This is a genomic window from Pseudomonas sp. SG20056 (assembly GCF_031764535.1).
Taxonomy (GTDB): domain Bacteria; phylum Pseudomonadota; class Gammaproteobacteria; order Pseudomonadales; family Pseudomonadaceae; genus Aquipseudomonas.
Window position 1 is genome coordinate 4,299,123 of the sequence record NZ_CP134499.1, and the last position, 24,447, is coordinate 4,323,569.

General features: G+C 61.1%; 21 protein-coding genes. 13 read left to right on the forward strand and 8 right to left on the reverse strand.

Translation table 11 applies throughout. The annotated features are described in order from the left end of the window. Positions 1 to 5: 5 nt before the first annotated feature. Positions 6 to 1,313, forward strand: a complete 1,308-nt coding sequence (gene phoR / locus RHP75_RS20290) for a phosphate regulon sensor histidine kinase PhoR (RefSeq protein WP_090387683.1) — start codon at positions 6 to 8, stop codon at positions 1,311 to 1,313. Positions 1,314 to 1,382: 69 nt separating this feature from the next. Next, positions 1,383 to 2,723 carry a hemolysin family protein gene (locus RHP75_RS20295; protein ID WP_311089770.1) on the forward strand — a complete coding sequence of 447 codons (1,341 nt, stop codon included), beginning with the start codon at positions 1,383 to 1,385 and terminating at the stop codon, positions 2,721 to 2,723. A gap of 32 nt (positions 2,724 to 2,755) precedes the next feature. Here RHP75_RS20295 and RHP75_RS20300 read toward each other — a convergent pair whose 3' ends face one another. From RHP75_RS20300 to RHP75_RS20330, 7 genes are all read right to left on the reverse strand, one after another. Further along, positions 2,756 to 3,652 (reverse strand): peptidoglycan DD-metalloendopeptidase family protein, encoded by an 897-nt coding sequence (locus RHP75_RS20300; protein ID WP_311089771.1) that lies wholly within the window; start codon positions 3,650 to 3,652, stop codon positions 2,756 to 2,758. 125 nt (positions 3,653 to 3,777) lie between these two features. Further along, the gene (locus tag RHP75_RS20305; RefSeq protein ID WP_311089772.1) at positions 3,778 to 4,689 is read right to left on the reverse strand and encodes a response regulator; all 912 of its coding nucleotides are present in this window, start codon (positions 4,687 to 4,689) and stop codon (positions 3,778 to 3,780) included. A gap of 146 nt (positions 4,690 to 4,835) precedes the next feature. Then, on the reverse strand, positions 4,836 to 5,567 hold the full coding sequence (gene phoU / locus RHP75_RS20310; protein WP_311089773.1) for a phosphate signaling complex protein PhoU: 732 nt from the start codon (positions 5,565 to 5,567) through the stop codon (positions 4,836 to 4,838). A 142-nt stretch (positions 5,568 to 5,709) separates the two neighbouring features. Then, positions 5,710 to 6,543 (reverse strand): phosphate ABC transporter ATP-binding protein PstB, encoded by an 834-nt coding sequence (gene pstB / locus RHP75_RS20315; RefSeq protein ID WP_160013771.1) that lies wholly within the window; start codon positions 6,541 to 6,543, stop codon positions 5,710 to 5,712. Between the two features lie 63 nt (positions 6,544 to 6,606). Then, positions 6,607 to 8,283 carry a phosphate ABC transporter permease PstA gene (gene pstA / locus RHP75_RS20320; protein WP_311089774.1) on the reverse strand — a complete coding sequence of 559 codons (1,677 nt, stop codon included), beginning with the start codon at positions 8,281 to 8,283 and terminating at the stop codon, positions 6,607 to 6,609. Positions 8,284 to 8,298: 15 nt separating this feature from the next. Next, positions 8,299 to 10,584 (reverse strand): ABC transporter permease subunit, encoded by a 2,286-nt coding sequence (locus RHP75_RS20325; RefSeq protein ID WP_311089775.1) that lies wholly within the window; start codon positions 10,582 to 10,584, stop codon positions 8,299 to 8,301. A 180-nt stretch (positions 10,585 to 10,764) separates the two neighbouring features. Continuing rightward, complete coding sequence (locus RHP75_RS20330; RefSeq protein WP_160013773.1) at positions 10,765 to 11,736, reverse strand: PstS family phosphate ABC transporter substrate-binding protein; 972 nt, start codon at positions 11,734 to 11,736, stop codon at positions 10,765 to 10,767. A 311-nt stretch (positions 11,737 to 12,047) separates the two neighbouring features. Here RHP75_RS20330 and RHP75_RS20335 point away from each other — a divergent pair, with 311 nt between their 5' ends. Continuing rightward, a complete protein-coding gene (locus RHP75_RS20335; RefSeq protein WP_090250791.1) occupies positions 12,048 to 12,449 on the forward strand; it encodes an acyl-CoA thioesterase in 402 nt (133 codons plus the stop codon). A gap of 201 nt (positions 12,450 to 12,650) precedes the next feature. Here RHP75_RS20335 and RHP75_RS20340 read toward each other — a convergent pair whose 3' ends face one another. Further along, the gene (locus RHP75_RS20340; protein WP_090250792.1) at positions 12,651 to 13,751 is read right to left on the reverse strand and encodes a TRAP transporter substrate-binding protein; all 1,101 of its coding nucleotides are present in this window, start codon (positions 13,749 to 13,751) and stop codon (positions 12,651 to 12,653) included. Positions 13,752 to 13,947: 196 nt separating this feature from the next. On the opposite strand from RHP75_RS20340, the gene RHP75_RS20345 reads away from it, so the two are divergent. The 10 genes from RHP75_RS20345 (at position 13,948) to tssG (ending at position 24,437) form a co-directional block, all read left to right on the forward strand. Beyond that, a complete protein-coding gene (locus RHP75_RS20345) occupies positions 13,948 to 14,493 on the forward strand; it encodes a TRAP transporter small permease subunit (protein WP_311089776.1) in 546 nt (181 codons plus the stop codon). Then, a complete protein-coding gene (locus tag RHP75_RS20350) occupies positions 14,486 to 15,862 on the forward strand; it encodes a TRAP transporter large permease subunit (protein ID WP_160086068.1) in 1,377 nt (458 codons plus the stop codon). The genes RHP75_RS20345 and RHP75_RS20350 overlap by 8 nt, the downstream gene beginning before the upstream one ends. Positions 15,863 to 15,967: 105 nt before the next feature. Continuing rightward, on the forward strand, positions 15,968 to 16,873 hold the full coding sequence (locus RHP75_RS20355; RefSeq protein WP_311089777.1) for a D-hexose-6-phosphate mutarotase: 906 nt from the start codon (positions 15,968 to 15,970) through the stop codon (positions 16,871 to 16,873). 468 nt (positions 16,874 to 17,341) lie between these two features. Further along, positions 17,342 to 18,904 carry a type VI secretion system protein TssA gene (gene tssA / locus RHP75_RS20360; RefSeq protein WP_311089778.1) on the forward strand — a complete coding sequence of 521 codons (1,563 nt, stop codon included), beginning with the start codon at positions 17,342 to 17,344 and terminating at the stop codon, positions 18,902 to 18,904. Positions 18,905 to 18,937: 33 nt separating this feature from the next. Next, positions 18,938 to 19,444, forward strand: a complete 507-nt coding sequence (gene tssB / locus RHP75_RS20365; protein ID WP_090379617.1) for a type VI secretion system contractile sheath small subunit — start codon at positions 18,938 to 18,940, stop codon at positions 19,442 to 19,444. Positions 19,445 to 19,468: 24 nt separating this feature from the next. Then, entirely contained in the window at positions 19,469 to 20,944 is a 1,476-nt protein-coding gene (tssC, locus tag RHP75_RS20370) for a type VI secretion system contractile sheath large subunit (protein WP_108489172.1), read from the forward strand. An 8-nt stretch (positions 20,945 to 20,952) separates the two neighbouring features. Continuing rightward, a complete protein-coding gene (tssE, locus tag RHP75_RS20375) occupies positions 20,953 to 21,360 on the forward strand; it encodes a type VI secretion system baseplate subunit TssE (protein WP_160013781.1) in 408 nt (135 codons plus the stop codon). 9 nt (positions 21,361 to 21,369) lie between these two features. Then, positions 21,370 to 21,645, forward strand: a complete 276-nt coding sequence (locus tag RHP75_RS20380) for a PAAR domain-containing protein (protein WP_275960178.1) — start codon at positions 21,370 to 21,372, stop codon at positions 21,643 to 21,645. Positions 21,646 to 21,675: 30 nt separating this feature from the next. Further along, on the forward strand, positions 21,676 to 23,466 hold the full coding sequence (gene tssF, locus RHP75_RS20385) for a type VI secretion system baseplate subunit TssF (RefSeq protein ID WP_311089779.1): 1,791 nt from the start codon (positions 21,676 to 21,678) through the stop codon (positions 23,464 to 23,466). Continuing rightward, positions 23,430 to 24,437 carry a type VI secretion system baseplate subunit TssG gene (gene tssG / locus RHP75_RS20390; protein ID WP_311089780.1) on the forward strand — a complete coding sequence of 336 codons (1,008 nt, stop codon included), beginning with the start codon at positions 23,430 to 23,432 and terminating at the stop codon, positions 24,435 to 24,437. The genes tssF and tssG overlap by 37 nt, the downstream gene beginning before the upstream one ends. The last annotated feature ends 10 nt before the right edge of the window (positions 24,438 to 24,447 follow it).

Sequence of the window (24,447 nt, forward strand, 5' to 3'; positions counted from 1 at the left end):
TCGAATTGAATCAAGACTGGCGCGGCCCCCTGATACGTCGCTTGTTGCTTCTGGTCGGTGTCTGCCTGCTGCTCGGGCTGATTACCGGCGAATATGCCTGGACCCTGCTCCTCGGCCTGGCCGGCTACCTCGGCTGGCACCTGCAGCAACTGCTGCGCCTGCACAAATGGCTGCGCACCCGCCAGGGTGACGAAGCGCCGCCCGATGGCTACGGCCTGTGGGGCGAAGTGTTCGACAGCATCTACCACCTGCAGCGCCGCGACCAGAAAGTCCGCGGCCGCCTGCAGGCGGTAATCGACCGCGTGCAGGAGTCCACCGCTGCGCTTAAAGATGCGGTGATCATGCTCGACCGCGACGGCAACCTGGAATGGTGGAATATCGCCGCTGAGAAACTGCTGGGCCTGAAAACCCCACAGGACAGCGGCCAGCAGATCACCAACCTGGTACGCGACCCGCGATTTATCGAATATTTCGAGAACCACAACTACAACGAGCCGCTGGAGCTGCCCTCACCGGTCAGCGATCGTGTGCGCCTGCAATTCCATATCACCCAGTACGGCAACCGCGAACACCTGATGCTGGTGCGCGACATCACCCGCCTGTATCAGCTGGAGCAGATGCGTAAGGACTTCGTTGCCAACGTCTCCCACGAGCTGCGCACCCCACTGACAGTGATAAGCGGCTACCTGGAAACCCTGCTGGATAACGTCGAGGACGTGAATCCGCGCTGGCTGCGCGCCCTGCAGCAGATGCAGCAGCAAGGCGGACGCATGCAGAACCTGCTCAACGATCTGCTGTTGCTGGCCAAGCTGGAAGCCACCGATTACCCCTCGGACAACCAGCCAGTGGCCGTCGATCTGCTGCTGCTGAGCATCAAGAACGATGCCCAGGCGCTGTCCGGCGAGCGTCATCACCGCATCAGCCTGGAAGCAGACCCGCACCTCAAGCTCAAGGGCAGCGAAACCGAGCTGCGCAGCGCCTTCTCCAACCTGGTGTTCAACGCGGTGAAATACACCCCGGATGAAGGCAGCATCCAGATTCGCTGGTGGGGCGATGAACAGGGCGCGCACCTCAGCGTGCAGGACAGCGGCCTGGGTATCGAAGCCAAACATCTGCCGCGTCTGACCGAGCGCTTCTACCGGGTCGATTCCAGTCGCGCCAGCAACACCGGCGGCACAGGTCTGGGCCTGGCCATCGTCAAGCATGTACTGCTGCGCCACCGCGCGCGGCTGGATATCGTCAGCAACCTGGGCAAGGGCAGCACCTTCACCTGCCACTTCCCCACGCAGCAAGTGGTACGGCGCGGCCAGTAACCGCGCCCTACTTGCAAAGCCGGCTGTCAGCCCCCACCCTTTAGCGGTCATTCACTACCCGAACCCTTTATGGACCCCTCCACGAGTTACGTCGCCAGCAACTATTTCGCCGATTTCGGCCTCGTTCTATTCGCTCTGTTTCTAGTGCTGCTCAACGGCTTCTTCGTTGCTGCCGAGTTCGCCATCGTCAAACTGCGCGCCACCAAGGTCGATGCCCTGGCGGAAAAAAATGGCTGGCGCGGACATATCCTGCGCACCGTACACAACCAGCTCGACGCCTACCTCTCAGCCTGTCAGCTGGGTATCACCCTGGCCTCCCTCGGCCTCGGCTGGGTCGGCGAACCGGCCTTTGCCCACCTGCTCGAACCGCTGCTGGCGAGTATCGGCATTGAATCGCCGAAGCTGGTGCATGGCATCGCCTTCTTTACCGCGTTCTTTATCATTTCCTACCTGCATATCGTGGTCGGCGAGCTGGCGCCCAAGTCCTGGGCCATCCGCAAACCCGAGCTGCTGTCGCTGTGGACGGCCGCGCCGCTGTACATGTTCTACTGGGCCATGTACCCGGCGATCTTCCTGCTCAACGCCAGCGCCAATGCCATTCTGCGCGTGGCCGGCCAGGGCGAGCCGGGGCCGCACCATGAGCACCACTACAGCCGCGACGAACTCAAGCTGATCCTCCACTCCAGCCGCGCCAGCGACCCCAGCGACCAGGACATGCGCGTACTGGCCTCGGCCGTGGAGTTGGGCGAACTGGAAGTAGTGGACTGGGCCAACTCCCGTGAGGACCTAGTGTCCCTGCCGCTCACAGCCGCACTGGATGAAGTGTTCAGCGTATTCCGCCGGCACAAGTACAGCCGCTACCCGATCTACGACGACACCAGCGGCGAATACGTCGGCGTGCTGCATATCAAGGACCTGCTGCTGCACCTGTCGCTGCTGGAAATGCTGCCCTCGGCGCTGAAACTGGCCGAACTGATGCACCCGATCGAGCGAGTCGGTCGGCATATGCCGCTGTCCACCCTGCTGGAGCAGTTCCGCATCGGCGGCTCGCACTTCGCCCTGGTCGAAGAAGCCGATGGCAAGGTGATCGGCTACCTGACCATGGAAGACGTGCTGGAAGCTCTGGTTGGCGATATTCAGGACGAACACCGCAAGGCCGAACGCGGCATCCTCGCCTATCAGCCTGGCAAACTGCTGGTGCGCGGTGATACGCCACTGGCCAAGGTCGAACGCCTGCTCGGCGTCGACCTCGATCACGTCGAAGCGGAAACCCTTGCAGGACTGATCTACGACACGCTCAAGCGCATGCCCGAGGAAGAGGAAGTGCTGGAAGTCGACGGCCTACGGATCATCGTGAAAAAGATGAAAGGCCCGAAGATCGTACTGGCCAAAGTGCTGAAGCTGGATTGATTGCCGCGCCCAGGCCAAGTCCGGCCTAGGCGTTATTCGCCGCCAACGGCGAAGTTAGGCAGGCTGTTGACCGGCTGGGCGAAGTTGAAGGGGATCGACTCCAACGCCAGGCCGACATTGCGTTGCACCACGAAATGCAGGTGCGGGCCGGTACTGTTGCCGGTATTGCCGGAACGCGCGAGCATACTGCCGGCACGCACGCGGCTGCCTTCGCTGACCGCCACCGAGCCCTTCATCAGGTGCAGGTAAACGCCCATGGTGCCGTCGTCATGCAGGATGCGCACATAGTTGCCAGACGGGTTGTTGCCGCGCCCGCTCTGCTGATTCTCGGTTTTCACCACAATGCCGCCGCGTGCCGCAACAATCGGCGTGCCTTCGGGCATGGCGATATCCATGGCGTAACGGCCTTTGGGGGTGAAGTGGCTGTACTTGCCATTGGCACCCTGGGTCAGGCGGAACGGACCGCCGCGCCATGGCAGCGGGTAGCTCTTCTGCGTCGGCAGCAGGCGCGGATCGCCCATGGCGTAGCGCAGCTTGGGGGTATAGCGCATGGGTTTGCTGGCATCACGCGGGGCCAGGGTGGCCAGGCGGATATTGCTGCGCGGCGGCAGCACCCAACTGATCGGCTTGTTCGGCACACCGGTGACGTTATCCGTGGCCTCCAGACGCAGTTCGATCTGCACGGGGGCATGCAGGTCGTTACGTACCAACAGGGTTTCACCGGCTTCGTGCTTCTTGGTTTCCAGCTTTACCTGGTTGTCCAGGCGCTCAACCATGCGGTCGCGGAACACGAATACCTGCGCACCGGGCGCGGCCTGGTCGGTATAGGTGACCACGCCGTTGGCATCGGTGTACTTGTAAATAGTCAACGCCGCTGCCTGGCCGGCAAGGGTCAACAAACTGCAGAGAAGTATCAGACGCCCTAGCATAACGACTCGGATCTTATGATTTGTCTGTGTCCGGACCGTTGAGATTAGCAGCGGAACCCAGGCGACGCGAACCGGCGCGCCAGGGTTGTGAGCCATCTCGCATGCACCGGTAGGAATGGGTTTGCTTAGGCGCCGGGGCTGAAGTGCTTCTGCGCAGTTCCCCGGGCGATCAGCCGGGAGATGTAGTCGAGCTTCTGCGGGTCGCGGTCGACAAATCTGAAGGTCAGTTGCAGCCACTCGCTGTCCGGTTTTGGCTCAAAGGCCGCGACAGCATGCAGGTAGCCGTTGAGCCGTGCGGTTTCCGCCGCTTCGCCCTGCTCCAGATCGAGCACGGCGCTTTCCAGCACCTGCGGCAGCTCCTCGGTGCGTTTGACCACCAGCAGCGCTTCCTTGAGGCTCAGCGCCTTGATCACGCAGGACATGCTGGCACCGCCAGGCAAACGCAACTGGCCCTGACCACGACCGCTCGGCGCGCTGACGGCAGGTGCTTTGGCCGTAGGTTTGCCGGCAAAGGCCGCAGCGGCTTGTACGGCTGGCCCTGCTGCGGGCTTGACCACATCGGCCTTGCCGCCAGTCAGTGCGGATAACGAGTCGTTGGCGAAGGCGCCGCTGCTGAGCATTTTCGGCGGGGCACTGGACATCAGGGCCTGCAACTTGCCGGCACGGCTGAGGGCCTTCTTCACCTTGGTGATCAATTGCTCATTGGAAAAGGGTTTGCCGATAAAGTCGGAAACGCCGGCCTGAATCGCCTGCACCACGTTTTCTTTGTCACCGCGGCTGGTGACCATGATAAACGGGACGATTTTCAGGCTGTCCTGTTCGCGGCACCAGGTGAGCAGTTCTAGGCCGGACATTTCCGGCATTTCCCAGTCACAAAGAATCAGGTCGACCGGCTGGCGTGTCAGCATCTGCAGGGCTTTGCGCCCGTTGACGGCTTCTTCGATCTGGATGCCTGGAAAGTGGTCGCGCAACCCCTTTTTCACCAAATCGCGGATAAAGGTTGCGTCGTCCACTACCAGCACGCTGACTTTGCTCATCGGCCACTCCTGTTCTGATGGCCTTAAGCATAGTCACGGCTACTGGCCAAAGGCCAACCGAAATGCACCATATGTCGCGATCAGGTGCATCTTTGCCATGCAGCGCCGTACAGGGCAGCGCGGCAACACCGCCCGTAACAGCCGCCTCAGTTGCCCTTGCCGGTGCCCTGCACTTCTTCCTGCATGCGGGTCAGGCCGATGTGTTTCACGTCGGTGCCGCGTACCAGGTAGATCACCAGTTCGGCGATATTGCGCGCGTGGTCGCCGATGCGCTCCAGCGAACGCAGGGCCCAGATGATGTTGAGCACTCGGGCGATCGAGCGCGGGTCTTCCATCATGTAGGTGACCAGCTCACGCAGCGCGGTCTTGTATTCGCGGTCGACGGTCTTGTCGTACTGCGCCACCGACAGGGCCAGGTCAGCGTCGAAACGGGCGAACGCGTCCAACGACTCCTGCACCATCCGGCGCACCTGATCACCAATGTGCCGCACTTCCACATAGCCGCGCGGTGCTTCGCCTTCTTCGCACAGCAGGATGGCGCGCTTGGCGATCTTGGTGGCTTCGTCGCCGATACGTTCGAGATCGATTACCGACTTGGAGATACTGATGATCAGGCGCAGGTCGGACGCGGCAGGCTGACGACGAGCGAGAATGCGCACGCATTCTTCGTCGATATTGCGTTCCATCTGGTTGATCTGGTCATCGATCTCGCGCACCTGCTGAGCCAGACCGGAGTCGGCGTCGATCAGTGCGGTCACCGCGTCGTTGACCTGCTTCTCGACCAGGCCGCCCATGGCCAGCAGGTGGCTGCGCACCTCCTCCAGCTCGACGTTGAACTGCTGGGAGATATGCTGGGTAAGGTTTTCTTTGTTGATCATGTGCAAACCCTTGAATTAACCGAAAACGTCTCTGCTTAGGATGGGCTTTGCCAGAGCGTGTCGGGCAAGGCAGCGAAGCGCAGACAGTACGATTTGTACGGCAAGCTTCGCCAACGCCGCCCGGCGCGTTCTGGTGTGGCCATCAACCGTAACGGCCGGTGATGTAGTCTTCTGTCTGCTTCTTCGCCGGGTTGGTGAACAGCGTATCGGTATCACCGAACTCGATCAGTTTGCCCATGTACATAAACGCCGTGTAATCCGAGACCCGCGCCGCCTGCTGCATGTTGTGGGTCACGATGACGATGGTGTATTTGGATTTCAGTTCGTAGATCAGCTCTTCGACTTTCAGTGTCGAGATCGGGTCCAGCGCCGAGCACGGTTCGTCGAGCAGCAGCACTTCCGGCTGCACCGCCACGGTCCGGGCGATAACCAGACGCTGTTGCTGACCGCCGGACAGGCCGAGTGCCGACTCGTGCAGACGGTCTTTGACCTCATCCCACAGTGCTGCGCTTTTCAGTGCCCATTCCACGGCCTCATCAAGCACGCGCTTCTGGTTGATGCCCTGGATGCGCAGGCCGTAGACCACGTTCTCGTAAATGCTCTTGGGGAACGGGTTGGGCTTCTGGAACACCATGCCGACGCGACGACGCAGCTCGGCGACGTCTTCGCCCTTGCGGTAGATGTTCTTGCCGTCGAGGTTGATTTCGCCTTCTACGCGGCAGCCGTCAACCAGATCATTCATGCGGTTGAAGGTGCGCAGCAGGGTCGACTTGCCACAACCAGACGGGCCGATAAAGGCCGTGACGCGCTGGTTGGGGATAGTCATCTGCACGTCGAACAGCGCCTGCTTCTCGCCGTAGTACAGGTTCAAACCCGGTACGTCGATGGCCACGCGTTCGTTGGCCATATTCAAGCCCTGGCGGTCGCGGCCGAGGGCCGCCATGTCGATACCGTGTGTGTGTGCTTCGTGCTGCATGGGATGCTCCCTACGCTAACAAATGCGTTAAGCCGCCACGGCCAGCGGGCCGTGGCGCAATGATTAGTGATCCAGCGCCTTGTACTTCTCGCGCAGGTGGTTGCGGATATAAACCGCCGACATGTTCAGCACCACGATGACCAACACCAGCAGCAGCGCAGTGGCGTACACCAGCGGCCGCGCGGCCTCAACGTTGGGGCTCTGGAAGCCGACGTCGTAGATGTGGAAGCCCAGGTGCATGATCTTCTGGTCAAGGTGCAGATAAGGGTAGTTGCCATCCACCGGCAGGCTCGGGGCAAGTTTGACCACGCCCACCAGCATCAGCGGCGCTACTTCGCCAGCAGCGCGAGCCACGGCGAGGATCAGACCGGTCATCATCGCCGGGCTGGCCATTGGCAGCACCACGCGCCAGAGGGTTTCCACCTTGGTCGCGCCGAGGGCCAGGGAGCCTTCGCGTACAGCCCGTGGAATCCGCGCCAGGCCTTCTTCGGTGGCGACGATCACCACCGGCAAGGTGAGGATCGCCAGGGTCAACGAGGCCCAGAGCAGGCCCGGCGTGCCAAAGGTCGGCGCCGGTGCGGCTTCCGGAAAGAACAGGCGATCCAGCGAGCCGCCCAGCACATAGACGAAGAAGCCCAGGCCGAACACCCCGTAAACGATGGCCGGAACGCCCGCCAGGTTGTTTACCGCGATACGGATTACCCGGGTCAGCGGGCCCTGCTTGGCATATTCACGCAGGTAGATGGCCGCCACCACACCGAACGGAGTAACGATCACCGCCATGATCAGGGTCATCATCACCGTACCGAAAATCGCCGGGAAAATGCCACCTTCAGTGTTGGCTTCACGCGGGTCATCGCTGACGAATTCCCACAGCTTGGCGAGGTAGAAGCCGAGCTTGTCACCCAGGCCCATGGCATTCGGCTGGAAGGCCCGCACTACCTTGCCCAGGCTGATGGTCACTTCACGGCCATCGGCGGTCTTCAGGGTGACGCTGTCGCGGTTGAACGCCTGATTAAGGGCGATCAGCTCGGTTTCCAGCACCTTGTACTCGGCATCCCACTGCGCGCGCTCGGCGTCCAGTTCCGCCTGGGCAACCTCGTCCAGCTTGCCTTGCAGTTCCAGCTTGCGGGTTTGCAGACGGATGCGTTCCAAACCGGCGTTGATCCGCCCGATGTCTTTCTTCTCCAGACGCACCAGTTGTTTGTGCAGCTGCTCGACGCGCTCAAGACGCTCCTGCAGTGCAGGCCAGCTGGCATCGCCTTCAGCAACCAGTTCGCCACTTTCCTTGACGTTGACCAGGTAGCCGTAGAAGTTGCCCCACTCGCGGCGCTCCAGCGCCGTGAGGTTTTCCGGGGTGCGCAGATTGCTCAGCCACTCGCCGACCACCCAAGTGAAGTCCGCGCCATACACATCGCGGTTACCCACTTTGAACAGTTCGCGGGTCATGAATTCGCCGCCTTCAGCCTCCACCGGCAAGCCGGAAGCGGCCAGACGGGCACGCGGCACTTCTTCTATCTGGGTGATCTCACCGGCCATCACCTTGGCTTGCTGACCAGGGATCTGGTAGTCGGCCTCAACGATATCCGCCGGCCAGAAGTGGCCGAGGCCGCGCACGGCAATCACCATCATCAGACCCAGGGTCATGATCACGGCGATCGACACTGCACCGGCGTTCATCCAGATCCACGGCGTACCGCTCTTGAACCAGGTTTTCAGGTTGTTCTGTTTCACGGACATATACCTTCCCAAGCCTTAGAGCGAGGCGTACTTGACGCGCAGACGCTGGCGCACCAGCTCCGCCAGGGTGTTCATGACAAAGGTGAAGCCGAGCAGCACCAGCGCCGAGAGGAACAGCACGCGGTAGTGGGTACCACCGACTTCCGATTCAGGCATTTCCACCGCCACGTTGGCGGCCAGGGTGCGCAGACCTTCGAAGATGTTCATGTCCATGATCGCGGTGTTGCCGGTGGCCATCAGCACGATCATGGTCTCGCCAACGGCGCGACCCATACCGATCATCACCGCCGAGAAGATGCCTGGGCTGGCGGTGAGGATCACCACACGAGTCAGGGTCTGCCACGGCGTGGCACCGAGAGCCAGGGAACCGAACGTCAGACTTTTCGGCACGCTGAACACGGCGTCTTCGGCAATCGAGTAGATGGTCGGGATCACCGCAAAGCCCATGGCCAGGCCGACGACCAGAGCGTTGCGCTGGTCGAACGGAATGCCCAGGTCATTGCTCAACCACATACGCATATTGCCGTCGAACAGCCAGTTCTCCACGTGACCGCTCATGGCCAGCGACACATAGCCCACCAGCAGGATTACCGGGATCAGCATTGCCGACTCCCAGCCATCCGGCACGCTCAGGCGGATCGACTCCGGCATGCGGCTCCACAGGTAACCGGCCAGCAGAATGCCGATCGGGGTGAACAGCAGCAGGCTGAAGATGCCCGGTAGATGGCCTTCGACATAGGGTGCGAGGAACAGGCCAGCAAAGAAGCCGAGGATCACCGTTGGCAGTGCTTCCATCAGCTCGATCACCGGTTTGACCTTGCGACGCAGCGCCGGGGCCATGAAGTAGGCGGTGTACAGCGCAGCCGCGATGGCCAGCGGAGCCGCCAGGAGCATGGCGTAGAACGCGGCTTTCAGGGTACCGAAGGCCAGCGGCGCAAGGCTCAGCTTGGGTTCGTTGTCAGTGCTGGCGGACGTCGACTGCCAGACGTGGCCGGGCGCGTCATAGTTCTCGTACCAGACCTTGCCCCACAACGAGCTCCAGGAGATTTCCGGGTGCGGGTTGTCGATGATCAAACGCTGCAGCTGGCCATCGCTCTCCACCAACACGCGGTTGGCGCGCGGCGACAAGGCGGCCAGAGCCTGGCCCTCAGCAACTGGCTCGACCAGCAGGGTGCGGTGCGCGGTGCTGTGGAAGATACCCAGGTTGCCTTTGACATCCAGGGCGAAGAAGCCCTTGCGGCGCTCTTCCGGGAGAATCTGGATGATCGGGCTGTCAGCCAGCTGGAAGCTACGGATCGACTTCAGCACGGCCTTGCCGTCTGCTTCGCGCACCATGAACCACTGAGCGATGCCGCCGCTGCTGTCACCGATCATCAGCGAGATACCGCCGAGCAGCGAGGTAGCGTTGCTGACTTCCAGCTTGCCGTCTTCCAGCAGCTTATAACGGCCGTTGAGGCTGTTGCTGCGCATGTCGAAGACATCAGCCGTGGCGCGGCCGTTGACCACATACAGCCACAGGTGGCGTGGGTCGATGATCAGTGCCTTGATCGGTTCGGCGATCTGCGGCAGGGCGACGCGCTCTTCGCTGAGGGTCACCTCGCCGGTCATCATGTTTTCTTCGCGACCCAGGCTCAGCACGTGCAGCTCGGTGCCGGTGGAACCCGCCAGCATCAGCGTGCCGCTATTCAGGCTGACGCCCATGTGATCGAGCTCGCGGCCCTGAGGGTCGAGCTCGATCGGCGCTTCGCCGAACGGGTACTCGATGCTCGGCGTGATGGTTTGCACATCATTCGGGTAGCTGAGTTTGTAGACATGCTGGAACACCAGCACCTGCCCATTGGACAGGCCCAGGGCGACGCGGTTGCTGCCTGGCTGGTCCTGGCCGACCGAAGCAATCCGCGCATCCGCCGGGATCGGCAGCTTGACGGTGCTCAGCGGCTGCATCTTCTTCGCATCGAAGAACTGCACCTGACCGCTCTGGTCCAGGCGCATGGCCATCTGGTTCTGTTCTTCCAGGGTCAGCAGCAGTGGCGCGGCGGCTTCATTCAACCAGGCAACCTGCACGGGCTTGCGAGTATCCAGGCTGGCGCCCTGGAACATCGGCAGCACCACGTAGGCCAGGTAGAAGAAGATCAGGGTGATGGCGCCGAGCACGGCCATACCACCGATGGATACCGCCCAGCGGGCGAAACGATCTTTCAGCGCGCGGATACGCCGCTTGCGCTGCAGGGCCGGGGTGTTGAAGTCCAGCCCGAGGGATTTGGATGTGGCGGTCATGGTTTCACTAGCCAAGTCATTCATAGGTAAGAGCGTCTCTGCGCAGCCATGAGCGCGCCATAGTGATTTCTGTCGCTATACGAGGCGCTAACTCTAGCCGCCCTATGTGACAGAAAAGTTACAGCGCTTTGACAAAGCAACGCCCACCTGTCGTAAACGAAGGCGGGCGTGCGACTTACTTAGGCGTCCTTGCCTGTACCGGGATTACTCCAGGCCCAGCTCCTTCAGGGTTTTCGCAGCCACTTTGCTTGGCAGCGGGATGTAGCCGTCTTTCACAACCACTTCCTGGCCTTGCTTGGACAGCACCAGCTTGACGAACTCGGCGTCCAGCGGGCTCAGCGGCTTGTTCGGCGCCTTGTTGACGTAAACGTAGAAGAAGCGAGCCAGCGGGAACTTGCCAGCCAGGGCGTTTTCTTCGTTGGCGTCAAAAGCTTCGCCGCCTTTCTTCGACAGAGGCACAGTCTTCACGCTGGAAGTCTTGTAGCCGATGCCCGAGTAACCGATGGCGTTGATGGTGCTGGAGATCGACTGCACCACGGAAGCCGAACCTGGCTGCTCGTTGACGTTAGCCTTGTAGTCGCCTTTGCACAGGGCTTCTTCTTTGAAGTAACCGTAAGTGCCGGATACCGAGTTACGACCGAACAGCTGGATCGGCTTGGCAGCCCACTCGCCGGTCATGCCCAGGTCACCCCAGGTTTTGATATCGGTAGCGCCACCGCACAGGCGGGTGCTGGAGAAGATCGCGTCAACCTGAGCCATGTCCAGGCTCTTGATTGGGTTGTCTTTGTGCACGAATACCGCCAGGGCGTCGATGGCCACTGGTACGGCAGTCGGCTTGTAGCCGTATTTCTCTTCGAACGCCTGGATCTCGGCATCCTTCATTGGGCGGCTCATCGGGCCCATGCTGGCGGTGCCTTCAGTCAGAGCGGGCGGCGCGGTGCTCGAGCCGGCGGCCTGGATCTGGATGTTGACGTTCGGGTATTCCTTTTTGAACTCTTCAGCCCACAGAGTCATCAGGTTGGCCAGGGAGTCGGAACCAACGCTGGACAGGTTGCCCGATACGCCGGAAGTTTTGGTGTAGCTCGGCAGAGCCGGATCGACAGCAGCAACCGCAGTGGCGGTAGCCACGCCAGCGGCGACAAAAGTCATGGCCGCCATCAAACGCTTCAGTTTCATGCCTTACTCCTAGCAGACTAGTGTTGGATTGAACGGGGCCAAGTATCTGTAGGCCGCATGACGACTGTATGTATGCAATGTGACAGTTAGATGAACGCTGCTGAAATTTTGCCGCAGTCGATGGCCTGGCGTGCAAAACCCAGGCGGCCAAGTGCCATGGTCGCCCTGCGACTGCCGAGTCGCTATACTCGCTGCGCCCGCACTCCCGCGGGCCTGCTGGGCCGAACCGCGATAGCCGCAGAGCCTGACTCGCCGCCACCGCCAAGCCCCGCACCGCGCCAATAAAAACAACCGCGCCGCGAGCCTATCCGATGCACGATTTCGAACAGGAAGACCCCATTCCGCAAGGCGACCTGGCTTTGCAGATCACCGCATTGCCCCGTGAAACCAACGGTTTTGGCGATATCTACGGCGGCTGGCTGGTATCGCAGATGGACCTGGCCGGCACGGCCATGGCCTGCAAGGTTGCCGGCGGGCGAGTAGCCACCGTGGCTATCGATCGCATGGCCTTTCTGGTGCCGGTGGCGGTTGGCGCGCAACTGTCCTTCTATACGCAAACCGTGGAAGTGGGCCGCAGCTCGATTCAGATGCTGGTTGAAGTGTGGAGCGACGATCCACTGTCCAGCGAATGGCGCAAGGTCACCGAGGCGGTCTTCGTCTTTGTCGCCATCGACGGCAGTGGCCGTACGCGCCCGGTGCCTGCGCGTCGCTAATACCAGACGCACAAACGAAAACGCCGGCTGAATAGCCGGCGTTTTGCTATGCGCTAAGAACCTGTTTCTGATCTCGCGAGCTAGAGCGAGACAAGGCAAAAACAGCCGAGGAAGCGGAGTTTACTGGTTGTAAATGAGCATTCCGAGGCTGTTTTTAACGCAGTATCGCCGACGCGCAGCAGATCCGAGACAGGTTCTAGGTTAGCCGCGGATGTTGTAGATATCCTTCTCGTTCAGCTCGGCGTAGTCGTACAAACGCTGCAAATAAGCCTTCTGCTGCGCCCACACCTTGCTCGCTACCGGATCGGCGGCGGCGCTGGCGTCGACCACTTCGGCGGCCACTTCCTTGAGTTTGGCCAGCACTTCATCTGGCAGACGGCGTACTTCCACGCCCTCGCCTTTGAGCTGCTCCAGGGCTTCCATGTTCTTCGCGTTGTAATCGTCGAGCATGTCGCCATTCACTTCGCGAGCGGCGGCGCGGACGATAGCTTGCAGATCAGCCGGCAGGGTTTCCCACGCTTTGATGTTGATATCCAGCTCGAAGGTGACGTTCGGCTCTTGCCAGCCCGGGGTGTAGTAGTACTTGGCGGCTTTATGCAGGCCCAGGGCCTGGTCGTTGTATGGGCCGATCCACTCGGTGGCATCGATAGCACCAGTTTGCAGCGCAGTGAAGATTTCACCGGCCGGCATATTGACCACAGTACCGCCCATCTTGGTCAGCACTTCGCCGCCCAGGCCTGGGGTACGCATCTTCAGGCCCTGGAAGTCGGCGACGCCGTTGATTTCCTTGTTGAACCAACCCGCGGTTTGCACACCAGTCGCGCCACAGGCCATCGGCAGTACGCCGAACGGCTTGTAGGTTTCTTCCCACAGCTGCATACCGCCGCCCTTGTGCAGCCAGGCATTCATTTCCTGGGCATTGGGGCCAAAAGGCAGGGCGCAGAAAAACTGTGCGGCCGGCACTTTGCCTTTCCAGTAGTAAGGCGCACCGTGGCCCATTTCGGCGGTGCCACGGCTCACTGCATCGAATACTTCTAGCGCCGGCACCAGCTCGCCAGCGGCATAGACCTTGACCTTCAAGCGGCCGTTACTCATTTCTTCAACCAGCTTGGCGAAGCGCTCAGCTCCGACACCTACGCCGGGGAAGTTCTTCGGCCAGGAGGTGACCATTTTCCAGTTGAAGGTTTGGCTGCTCGCGCCTTCTTGGGGCTTACCAGCGGTTTCAGCCTCTTGTTTGCAACCGGCCAGTGCCGTGGCTGCAAGGCCTACGCCTGCTGCTGCGAGAATTTGACGACGTTTCATGCAAAGCTCCTTTATTGTTGTAGTGGTCTGACCACAGGATCGCTGCGGACCCACCGCGCCTGAGTAACATAGGGGTAAGTGACTCTCAAGCCTAGCGGATACGACTAAAGTTGTAGTGCCATTGCCGCACGTGCCCGGGCCTGCCTAGAATCGCCGGCCTGCCTGCCCAGAAAGCCCATAACCATAAGGACTCAAAATGTCCGATAAACCTCCTCTGCTGCTCGGCCTTGCTCATCTGATTGATTCATTCAACGCCCGTTTCGGCAAGGCCTGCGCCTGGCTGACCTTGTTTCTGGTGCTGGGCACCGCCATCGTGGTGGTCCTGCGTTACGGCTTCGGCATCGGCGCCACCGCCCTGCAGGAAGCCGTGCTGTATAGCCACGCACTGGTATTCATGGGCGCTGCCGCCTGGGTGTTGCAACGCAACGGCCATGTGCGCGTGGACATCTTCTATCAGAAGTTCAGTGCCAAACGTAAAGCCCTGGTCGACAGCCTCGGCACCTTGCTGTTTCTGCTGCCGGTATGCCTGTTCCTCGGCTGGGCCAGCTGGGATTACGTCAGTAATTCCTGGTCGACCCTGGAGGGCTCCAGCGAGTCGGGCGGCCTGAAATTCGTCTACCTGCAGAAGAGCATCATTCTGGTGCTGGTGGTCAGCCTGGTCTTACAAGGAATCTCCGACTTGATCAAATTCGCCAATATCCTCACCGGCCGCCTGCAAGCCGCGGAGGTGAACCATGGCTGAGTTGATGGCGATTCTGCTGTTTATCAGCATCTGTGCGGCCCTGATGGCCGGCTACCCGGTGGCCTTCACGCTGGGCGGTGTGTCGCTGCTGTTTGCCGGTATCGGCATCCTCACCGGCACATTCGATGGCGGCTACCTGAGCGCCCTGCCCAACCGCCTGTTCGGCATCATGAACAACCAGACCATGCTGGCGGTGCCGCTGTTCGTGTTTATGGGGGTGATGCTGGAGAAGTCCAGGGTCGCCGAAGACCTGCTCGAATCCATGTCCCGGCTGTTCGGCACCCTGCGCGGCGGTCTGGCGATTTCCGTGTGCGTGGTCGGCGCGCTGCTGGCGGCATCTACCGGTATTGTCGGTGCCACCGTTGTGACCATGGGCCTGCTGGCCCTGCCAACTATGCTGCGCCGCGGTTATGACCCAGCGATTGCCACGGGCACCCTGGCCGCCACCGGTACCCTAGGGCAGATCATTCCGCCGTCCATCGTGCTGGTACTGCTGGGCGACGTGATGTCCAGTGCCTACCAACAGGCGCAGCTGAAGATGGGCATCTTCTCGCCGAAGACCGTCTCGGTTGGCGACCTGTTCGTCGGTGCGCTGATCCCCGGCTTGATGCTGGTGGGCATGTACATCCTCTACATCATCGGCGTGGCGATTCTGCAACCGAAGAAGCTGCCGGCCCTGCCGCAAGAAGAGCTGGGCCCGATCGAATGGGGCAAGCTGATCAATGCCCTGGTACCGCCGCTGCTGTTGATCGGTGCGGTACTCGGCTCGATCCTCGCTGGCTACGCCACCCCGACCGAAGCCGCTGCACTCGGCGCCCTCGGCGCCATGCTGCTGGCCTTCTACAAGGGCAAGCTGAACTTCGGCCAGCTGCGCGAAGTGGCCTACGGCACCACCGAAATCAGCGCCATGGTGTTCCTCATCCTGATCGGCGCCTCGCTGTTCTCCCTGGTGTTCCGCGGCTTTGGCGGCGAGGCGATGATCGAGGACATCTTTGCCCAACTACCGGGTGGAGTGCTTGGCGCGTTCTTCCTGGTAATGGTGGTGATCTTCCTGCTCGGCTTTATCCTCGACTTTATCGAGATCACCTTCGTGGTGGTGCCGATTGTCGGCCCGGTATTGCTGGCCATGGGCCTAGACCCGGTGTGGCTGGGCGTGATGATTGCGCTGAACCTGCAGACCTCCTTCCTGACTCCGCCGTTCGGCTTTGCGCTGTTCTACCTGCGCGGGGTCACGCCGGCGTCTGTGCCTACCAGTACCATCTATAAGGGTGTGCTGCCGTTTATCCTGATCCAGATCCTGCTGCTGGTAATTGCCTACCAGTTCCCGGGGCTGATCACCTGGTTGCCGGAACAGGTCTACGGCAAGTAAGCCTGGCTCCAGCCACAGAACGCCCGTCACTGACGGGCGTTTTGCTTTCTGCGCACAAGCTGGGCTCCAATAGCCTTCTTTATTCTTTCTTTTACGAGTACACCAATGGCCAGATCCCATGTTGCACGCCTTGAGCTGGATGAGCTGACCTGCTGGCGCGCACGCGTTGGTGCCCGCGAGCTGCTGATCAGTCAGCAAGGCGCGCAAATACTCAGCTACCAGGAAGATGACCAGCCGCCGCTGATCTGGCTCAGCGAGCAAGCGGCCTACAAGCGCGGCCAAGGTGTGCGCGGCGGCGTGCCAGTGTGTTGGCCCTGGTTCGGCAGCCTGCAACGCAACCCGCAGGCGGTGCAGGCTATGCATCTACAGCCCGACACTGCGCCCGCCCACGGCCTGGTGCGCAACCTCGACTGGCAGCTACAGGGCATCGACAGCCACGATGACGGCATCCAGCTGGAGTTCGTCTACAACAGCGCCACCCAGCCCCTGGCCGACTGGCCCCACGCTGCCGAACTGTGCCTGAGCATTCGCCTGGATGAACGCCTGCATATCCAGCTAAGCAGCCGTAACCTGGGCGATACGCCGCTGGCCATCAGCCAGGCGCTGCACAGCTATTTTGCTGTCAGCGATATCCGCAACGTCGCAGTCGAAGGCCTGCACGGCTGCCGCTATATCGAAACCCTGGAAGACTGGCAGCAACGCCAGCAGGACGGCCTGCTGCAGTTCAGCGGCGAGACCGACCGCATCTACCAGGGCACCCCGGCACAGCTGAGCATCCTCGACCGCGCCTGGCAGCGGCGCATCCAGCTGCACAGCAGTGGCTCAAACTCGGCCGTGCTGTGGAACCCCTGGATCGACAAGGCGCAGCGCCTCTCGCAATTCGCCGCCAATGCCTGGCACGACATGCTGTGTATCGAGCACGCCAATGTATTGGATGACATCCGCGTGCTGGCAGCAGGTGAGCAACATCAGCTCGATTTGAGTCTGTGGTCCGAACCCTACAGCGATTAACCGACCAACGGTTCACCCCTTCCCAGCGCCGAGACCGCCCGGCCTCGGCCGTAGCACAGCGGTCACAGGCCAACCCGGCAAAACCTGCACTACGTCACACTAACTTGCAGTAATCAGACAACTTCTGTGACGCGCCACTAATTTGCCAGTAAGCAATTACTTACATATATAGAGCCATATCCCTACACAACTTTTCAGACCCATCTTATTGTGACGAAACACCCATAATTTTTAGGAACTATCGTTCCAGTTAATAATCGTTGAATATCTCTCACTGTTACATAATTCACACTTTCAACGGTTGTCCGACACTCGCCATAGGGCTAGGATGCCCACCTCACTAGGACGTGCGCAACTTGTTGCACATTTAAGTGCGCAATTTCTTGCGCACCTGCAGCGCAGCAAGATGATCTTCGCAAGCTTCGCCGGCTTCTCCGAAGTTACCCGCAGCGATAATCGAGTCATGGAATGACCTATTCAAACAAACTCACTGCTCATTATTTAGAGCTGGCAAAACTCCCTATAAATGAAGGGAACTTTGCCGGTAATGACGTGCGTTATTCCAGCGAATATGAAGTTCTCGAAAATGAGCTGGGCAAGGCCACCGCGCTGCACGAAACGGCGGCGATCGACTGGCAAAAGGTTCGTGAAAACAGCGAGATACTGCTCAGTGCCCACTCCAAGGATTTACGTGTTGCCGCCTGGCTGATCTGGGGGCTTTACCAGCGTGAATCCTTCCCCGGCCTGCAGGCCGGTTTCAGCCTGCTGCACTACCTGTGCCTCAACCACTGGGCCGAGCTGCACCCCCGCAAATCGCGTACCCGCGCCGCCGCCATCAGCTGGCTGATTCCGCGTCTGGAGCAGGCGCTGGCCGAACATGTGCCGATTGGCGAACAGCTGGCACTGTTCCGCAGCCTTGCCGAACAACTGCGCGCTCTGGAAGCCTGCCTGGCCGAGCACCTGGGCGAAGATGCACCGCTGCTGCTGCCGCTGTGCCGGCGCTTGGATGAGCTGGTCAAGCGCGCCAGCCAGGGCCAGCCAGAACCCGGTTCCGTCGGCGCGGCGATTGCCCAGGTCAAACAGGCCGCCAGCCAGATGCTCACCCCTGGCGCCCCGGTGGAAAGCGAAAAGGAAGCACATAAAAGCCTGCGCAGCCTGCAAGACCAGGCCCGCCCGCTCTGCGCCTATTGGCTGAAACAGAAAGCCAGCGACCTGCGCGCCCTGCGCCTGGCGCGCACCCTGCTCTGGCTGCCCATCGACAGCCTACCGGAACGCAACGCCGAACAGATCACCGCCCTGCGCGGCCTGCCGGCGGACAAGCTGGCCAGCTATCAAGAGCGCTACCAGAACGGCCAATACGCCGATCTGCTGGTCGACCTGGAAGCCAGCATCGCCCGCGCGCCCTTCTGGCTCGACGGCCAGCATCTGGTCTGGCAGTGCCTGCATGAGCTGGATGCCGAGCAGGCGATGCGCGAAGTGGAAATCCAGCTCGCGCTATTTATGCAGCGCATGAGCGGCCTGGAAGAACTGCGCTTCCATGATGGCAGCGCCTTTGCCGATGCGCAGACCCGCGCCTGGCTCAGCTCCCATGTGATGCCGCACGTGCAGGCACCGGTCAGCGAAAGTGCGCCCACCGCCAGCGAAGGTGGCAGCTTGCCGGCCTGGGATATCGCCCTGCAGGAAACCCTACCCAAGCTGCGCAAAGACGGCCTGAAATCCGCCGTACAGCAACTCAAGCTCGGCCTAGCCAAGGCACGCGGCGGCCGCGAACGCTTCTTCTGGCAGCTGACCCTGGCGCGCCTGTGCTACAGCGCGAAGAAATACGAACTGGCCAAGACCCAACTCGAATCGCTCGACCAGACGCTACAGGCCACCGGCCTCGGCGACTGGGAACCCGATCTCGCCCTGGACGTACTGCGCATGCTGCACAGCTGTTGTGAGCTGTTGCCGCAGAACCACGCAGTGCGTGAAAGCAAGGAAGAGATCTACCGCAGGTTGTGCCACCTCGATCTTGAAGTGGTACTGGACTAGGCCCTCGGGCCATAACCGTAACGGAGAATGACCATGGCCAAAGAAGGCTCGGTAGCCCCCAAGGAACGCATCAACGTCACTTTCAAACCCGCCACCGGCGGTGCTCAGGAAGAGATCGAACTGCCACTGAAACTGATGGTTCTGGGTGACTTCACCCAACGCGCCGACGATCGCAAGATCGAAGACCGCAAGCCGATCAGCATCGATAAAAACAGCTTCGACGAAGTGCTGGCCAAGCAGGAACTCAACCTGACCTTCGCCGTGCCTAATCGCCTGCAGGACGACGCTGAAGGCGACGACATGGCCGTGCAGCTGCGCATCAACTCGATGAAGGACTTCAACCCGGCCAATGTGGTCGACCAGGTCCCTGAGCTGAAAAAGCTGATGGAGCTGCGCGACGCCCTGGTGGCTCTGAAAGGCCCACTGGGCAACGCCCCGGCCTTCCGCAAGGCGATCGAAAGCGTGCTGGCTGACGACGACTCGCGTGACCGCGTACTCGGCGAACTCGGCCTGGCTGCCCAAGGCAAGCTGGACTCCTGATTCAATTAACAAGGAAGCTAATTCATGAGCACTAGTGCAGCAGTAGAAAGCGGTCGCAGCGCCGCCGACCTCGGCATCCTCGACCGCATCATTGCCGAGACCAAACTGACTCCGGACGACGAAGCCTATGACATCGCCAAGCGTGGCGTGTCGGCCTTTATCGAAGAGTTGTTGAAGCCGCAGAACGAAAATGAGCCCGTGAAAAAGGCCATGGTCGACCGCATGATCGCGGAGATCGACGCCAAGCTCAGCCGGCAGATGGACGAAATTCTCCACAACGCCGAATTCCAGGCGCTGGAGTCCTCCTGGCGCGGCCTCAAGCTGCTGGTGGATCGCACCAACTTCCGCGAAAACATCAAGCTGGAGATCATCAACGCCTCCAAGCAGGATCTGCTCGATGACTTCGAAGACAGCCCGGAGATCACCCAGTCCGGCCTGTACAAGCACATCTACACCGCCGAATACGGCCAGTTCGGTGGCCAGCCAGTCGGCGCGCTGATCGCCAACTACTTCTTCGACCCGAGCGCTCCGGACGTCAAGACCCTGCAATACGTTGCCAGTGTCGCCAGCATGTCCCACGCGCCGTTTATCGCTGCTGCCGGTCCGAAATTCTTCGGCCTGGAAAGCTTCACCGGCCTGCCGGACCTGAAGGATCTGAAAGATCACTTCGAAGGCCCGCAATTCGCCAAATGGCAGAGCTTCCGCGAGCAGGAAGATGCCCGCTACGTCGGCCTGACCGTACCACGCTTCCTCCTGCGCAACCCGTACGACCCGGAAGACAACCCGGTGAAGACCTTCGTCTACAAAGAGAACGTCGCCAACAGCCACGAGCATTACCTGTGGGGCAACACCGCCTACACCTTCGCCTCCAAGTTGACCGACAGCTTCGCCAAGTTCCGCTGGTGCCCGAACATCATCGGCCCGCAGAGCGGTGGCGCGGTAGAAGACCTGCCGCTGCACCATTTCGAAAGCATGGGCGAAATCGAAACCAAGATCCCGACCGAGGTGCTGGTCTCCGACCGTCGTGAATACGAGCTGGCCGAAGAAGGCTTTATTGCCCTGACCATGCGCAAAGGCAGCGACAACGCCGCATTCTTCTCCGCCAACTCGGCGCAGAAGCCGAAGTTCTTCGGCATCAGCGAAGAAGGAAAAACGGCTGAACTGAACTACAAGCTAGGCACCCAGCTGCCGTACATGTTCATCATCAACCGTCTGGCCCACTACCTGAAAGTGCTGCAGCGCGAGCAGATCGGCGCCTGGAAAGAGCGCACCGACCTGGAACTGGAACTCAACAAGTGGATCCGCCAGTTCGTTGCCGACCAGGAAAACCCGAGCTCCGAAGTACGTAGCCGCCGTCCGCTGCGCGCCGCTCAGGTGATCGTCAGTGATGTTGATGGTGAGCCGGGCTGGTACCGCGTCAGCCTCAACGTGCGCCCGCACTTCAAGTACATGGGTGCCGATTTCACCCTGTCGCTCGTCGGCAAGCTGGACAAGGAATAAGCATCCTTATGGCCGGGTACGGAAGCCTATTCGAACGCCTCGGCGGTGAAGCCAGCCAACGCGCTGGCTGGAGCCGCGAGGTCGCCGCCATGGCGTCGGTGGCGACCCACCTGGCAAAAATGCTCAGCACCCGGGCGGGCAGCGTGCAAACGCTGCCCGACTACGGGTTGCCCGATCTCAACGATATGCGCCTGTCGCTGCACGATTCACTGCAGCAGGCGCGTATCGCCATCGAACGCTTTATCGAAGCGTACGAACCGCGTTTAAGCGAAGTGCGGGTGATTTCCCTGCCCCGCGACAACAACCCGCTGAGCCTGGCCTTTGCCATCGAAGGCCTGCTGGAAGTGGACGGCTTTAAACGCCAAGTCAGTTTCTCCGCGCGCCTGGACGGCAGCGGACAGGTCAAGGTCAATTAAGGAGAGCCCATGTCCGGTAAACCCGCAGCCCGCGTCAGCGACCCAACCGCCTGCCCGATTCCCGGTCACGGCACCAATCCGATTGTCGCCGGTTCCCCCGACGTGCTGTTCGACAGCCTGCCCGCCGCCCGCATGGGCGACCCCACCGGCTGTGGCAGCGCCCTGGCCAGCGCGGTAATCCCTACCGTGCTGATCAATAACAAGCCAGCCACCGTGCTCGGCACCGTGGGTAGCCATGGCAATCCGGTTATCGCCGGTTCCGGCACCGTGCTGATTGGCGGCTGAGCCGACACAGCCACAAGGACGAACTGCTGAATGTCTTTTAACCACTACTACCAGAGCGAACTCACCGCCCTGCGCCAACTCGGCAAGCGTTTTGCCGAGCGCAGCCCGGCGCTGGCGCCGTTTCTCGGCCAGGCCGGGCGCGACCCGGATGTCGAGCGGCTGCTGGAAGGTTTCGCCTTTCTTACCGGGCGTCTGCGGCAGAAGCTCGATGACGAGTTGCCGGAGCTGACTCATTCGCTGATGCACCTACTGTGGCCGAACTATATGCGTCCGCTGCCGGCGTTCAGCATGTTGCAGTTCGACCCACTCAAGCGTCCGGGCGGAGCCTTGTTGGTGCCACGGCATACGCCGGTGGAGTCCAAGCCGATCCAGGGCGTGACCTGCCGCTTCCGCACCGCCTTTGCCACCGAGGTGCTGCCACTGGCGCTGAATGGTCTGGATTACTCGGTCAAGGGTGACGGTGCGCTGCTCAGCCTGCGTCTGGCGATGAGTGCCGATGGTCATCTGGGTGATCTCAACCTCAAGCAGTTGCGTCTGCACCTTTCCGGTGAGCGCTATATCAGCCAGTTGCTGTACTTGAGCCTGTTGCGCCATCTCGGCGGTGTGCAGCTGGTGCTGCTGAATGCGGCTGGCAAGCCGCTGCAAGGGCCTGATGAGCGTCCATTGATACCGCTGCAGCTGCCGGCCAGCAACGTTCAGCCGGTGGGTTTTGCCGAAGATCAGGCACTGATCCCCTACCCGCTGAACACCTTCCGCGGGTACCGCTACCTGCAGGAATACTTCGCCTTTCAGGACAAGTTCCTGTTCGTCGACCTGCTCGGCCTGGATGTACTCAAGCGCGTTCCCGAGGACGTGCTCAAGCAGGCGCGCGGCATCGAGCTGCGTTTCGATATCCACAAGGCCGGCGTGCAACGTATCCGCCCGACCCTGGATAACGTGCGCCTGTATTGCACGCCGGTGGTCAACCTGTTCGCCCATGACGCCATCCCGATTCGCCTCGACGGTAAACAGGATCAGTACCTGCTGCTGCCTTCGGAACTCGACTCCGAGCATTGCGGGGTGTTCTCGGTGGATCGCGTCACCGGCTGGAAGCCCGGCGGCAAAGGTTACGAAGAGTACGTGCCGTTCGAATCCTTCGAGCACGACGCCAGCTTCGATGTGCCCCTGGCGCGCCCGCACTACAGCGTGCGTCAGCAACCTTCGCTGCTTGGCGACGGCCTGGAAACCTACCTGAGCTTCGGCCTGCGTAACCTCGATCAGCACGAAACGCTGTCCATCGAGCTGACCTGCACCAATCAGAACCTGCCACGTCAGCTGGGCCTCGGTGATATCTGCATGCCCTGCGAGGACACCCCGGAGTTCCTCACCTTCCGCAATATCAGCGCAGTCACGCCGAGCTATGCGCCGCCGCTGCACCGCGATTTCCTCTGGAAACTGATCAGCAACATGTCGCTGAACTACCTGTCGCTGGCCAACGTCGACGCGCTCAAGGTGATCCTGGAAACCTACGACCTGCCGCGCTACTACGACCAGCACGCGGAGAAGGTCAGCAAGCGCCTGCTCGACGGCCTGAAAAGCATCAGCCACCAGCACGTCGACCGCCTGCATCGCGGCCTGCCGGTGCGCGGTGTACGCACGCAATTGACGATCAACCCCGAGGGTTATGTGGGCGAGGGTGACCTGTTCCTCTTCGCCACCGTACTCAATGAATTTTTCGCCCTGTATGCCAGCTTGAACTCGTACCACGAGCTGCGCGTACAGAGCACACAGGGAGAGGTGTACCAATGGACGCCGCGCATGGGGCTACAGCCCCTGCTCTAAACCGGCTTAGCCGGGGCATCCGCGAGTACAGCCTGTTTCAGGGTGTGCAGCTGGTGCTGGAACGCTTGCACGCCGCCCATCCTGAACTGGATGAGGAAGCGCTGTACCAGCGACTGGAACTGCAGGCCAACCCGAGCATGGGCTTTCCCGGTAGCGATATCGATCGCGTGCATTTTTTCGAAGAGCACGGCGAGCTGCGCGCGCGCATGCGCATCAACCTGGTCAGCCTGTTCGGTGCCGGCTCGCCGCTGCCGGCGTTCTACGGTGAACAGGCGCTGGGCGACAGCGAAGACGGCAACCCGACTCGGGATTTCCTCGACCTGTTCAACAACCGTCTGCAGCGCCTGCTGCTGCCGACCTGGCAGAAATACCGCTACCACACACGTTTCCAGAGCGGCGCGGTCGACCCGTTCTCCGCGCACCTGTTTGCCCTGATCGGCCTGGGCGGCGAAACCATTCGCAGCGCCTCCGAGCTGAACTGGAAGCGCCTGCTGCCCTACCTCGGTCTGCTCAGCCTGCGTGCCCACTCGGCAGCGCTGATCGAGTCGGTGCTGCGTTACTACTTCAAGCACGCCGACCTGCATATCGAGCAATGCCTGGAGCGTCAGGTGGAAATCCTTGGCGAGCAGCGCAACCGCCTCGGCCTGGCCAACAGCCAACTGGGCGAGAGCCTGGTGCTCGGCGAGTTCGTACGTGATCGCGGCGGCAAATTCCGCATTCACGTGCAGCAGCTGAACTGGGATCGCTTCCATGAATTTCTGCCCATTGGCAGCGGCTACCAACCGCTCTGCGCGCTGGTGCGCTTCACCCTGCGCGACCCACTGGATTACGACATCCGCCTGGAACTGCGCCAGGACGAAATACGCGAATTGCGCCTCGGCGCGGACAACCCCTGCCTGCTGGGCTGGACCACTTGGCTGGGGCGTGACAACGCCGATGGCGTGGTCACCCTCGGCAGCCAAGCTCATTAAGGATTGATGA

Excerpts from the sequence above, each read along its gene's own strand:
- RHP75_RS20325 (WP_311089775.1), bottom strand. The coding sequence starts at position 10,584 with ATGAATGACTTGGCTAGTGAAACCATGACCGCCACATCCAAATCCCTC.
- tssG (WP_311089780.1), top strand. The coding sequence starts at position 23,430 with ATGGACGCCGCGCATGGGGCTACAGCCCCTGCTCTAAACCGGCTTAGC.
- RHP75_RS20335 (WP_090250791.1), top strand. The coding sequence starts at position 12,048 with ATGCACGATTTCGAACAGGAAGACCCCATTCCGCAAGGCGACCTGGCT.
- tssB (WP_090379617.1), top strand. The coding sequence starts at position 18,938 with ATGGCCAAAGAAGGCTCGGTAGCCCCCAAGGAACGCATCAACGTCACT.
- RHP75_RS20305 (WP_311089772.1), bottom strand. The coding sequence starts at position 4,689 with ATGAGCAAAGTCAGCGTGCTGGTAGTGGACGACGCAACCTTTATCCGC.
- RHP75_RS20350 (WP_160086068.1), top strand. The coding sequence starts at position 14,486 with ATGGCTGAGTTGATGGCGATTCTGCTGTTTATCAGCATCTGTGCGGCC.
- RHP75_RS20300 (WP_311089771.1), bottom strand. The coding sequence starts at position 3,652 with ATGCTAGGGCGTCTGATACTTCTCTGCAGTTTGTTGACCCTTGCCGGC.
- tssC (WP_108489172.1), top strand. The coding sequence starts at position 19,469 with ATGAGCACTAGTGCAGCAGTAGAAAGCGGTCGCAGCGCCGCCGACCTC.
- RHP75_RS20380 (WP_275960178.1), top strand. The coding sequence starts at position 21,370 with ATGTCCGGTAAACCCGCAGCCCGCGTCAGCGACCCAACCGCCTGCCCG.
- RHP75_RS20355 (WP_311089777.1), top strand. The coding sequence starts at position 15,968 with ATGGCCAGATCCCATGTTGCACGCCTTGAGCTGGATGAGCTGACCTGC.
- tssA (WP_311089778.1), top strand. The coding sequence starts at position 17,342 with ATGACCTATTCAAACAAACTCACTGCTCATTATTTAGAGCTGGCAAAA.
- RHP75_RS20330 (WP_160013773.1), bottom strand. The coding sequence starts at position 11,736 with ATGAAACTGAAGCGTTTGATGGCGGCCATGACTTTTGTCGCCGCTGGC.
- RHP75_RS20295 (WP_311089770.1), top strand. The coding sequence starts at position 1,383 with ATGGACCCCTCCACGAGTTACGTCGCCAGCAACTATTTCGCCGATTTC.
- RHP75_RS20345 (WP_311089776.1), top strand. The coding sequence starts at position 13,948 with ATGTCCGATAAACCTCCTCTGCTGCTCGGCCTTGCTCATCTGATTGAT.
- tssE (WP_160013781.1), top strand. The coding sequence starts at position 20,953 with ATGGCCGGGTACGGAAGCCTATTCGAACGCCTCGGCGGTGAAGCCAGC.
- pstA (WP_311089774.1), bottom strand. The coding sequence starts at position 8,283 with ATGTCCGTGAAACAGAACAACCTGAAAACCTGGTTCAAGAGCGGTACG.
- RHP75_RS20340 (WP_090250792.1), bottom strand. The coding sequence starts at position 13,751 with ATGAAACGTCGTCAAATTCTCGCAGCAGCAGGCGTAGGCCTTGCAGCC.
- tssF (WP_311089779.1), top strand. The coding sequence starts at position 21,676 with ATGTCTTTTAACCACTACTACCAGAGCGAACTCACCGCCCTGCGCCAA.
- pstB (WP_160013771.1), bottom strand. The coding sequence starts at position 6,543 with ATGCAGCACGAAGCACACACACACGGTATCGACATGGCGGCCCTCGGC.
- phoU (WP_311089773.1), bottom strand. The coding sequence starts at position 5,567 with ATGATCAACAAAGAAAACCTTACCCAGCATATCTCCCAGCAGTTCAAC.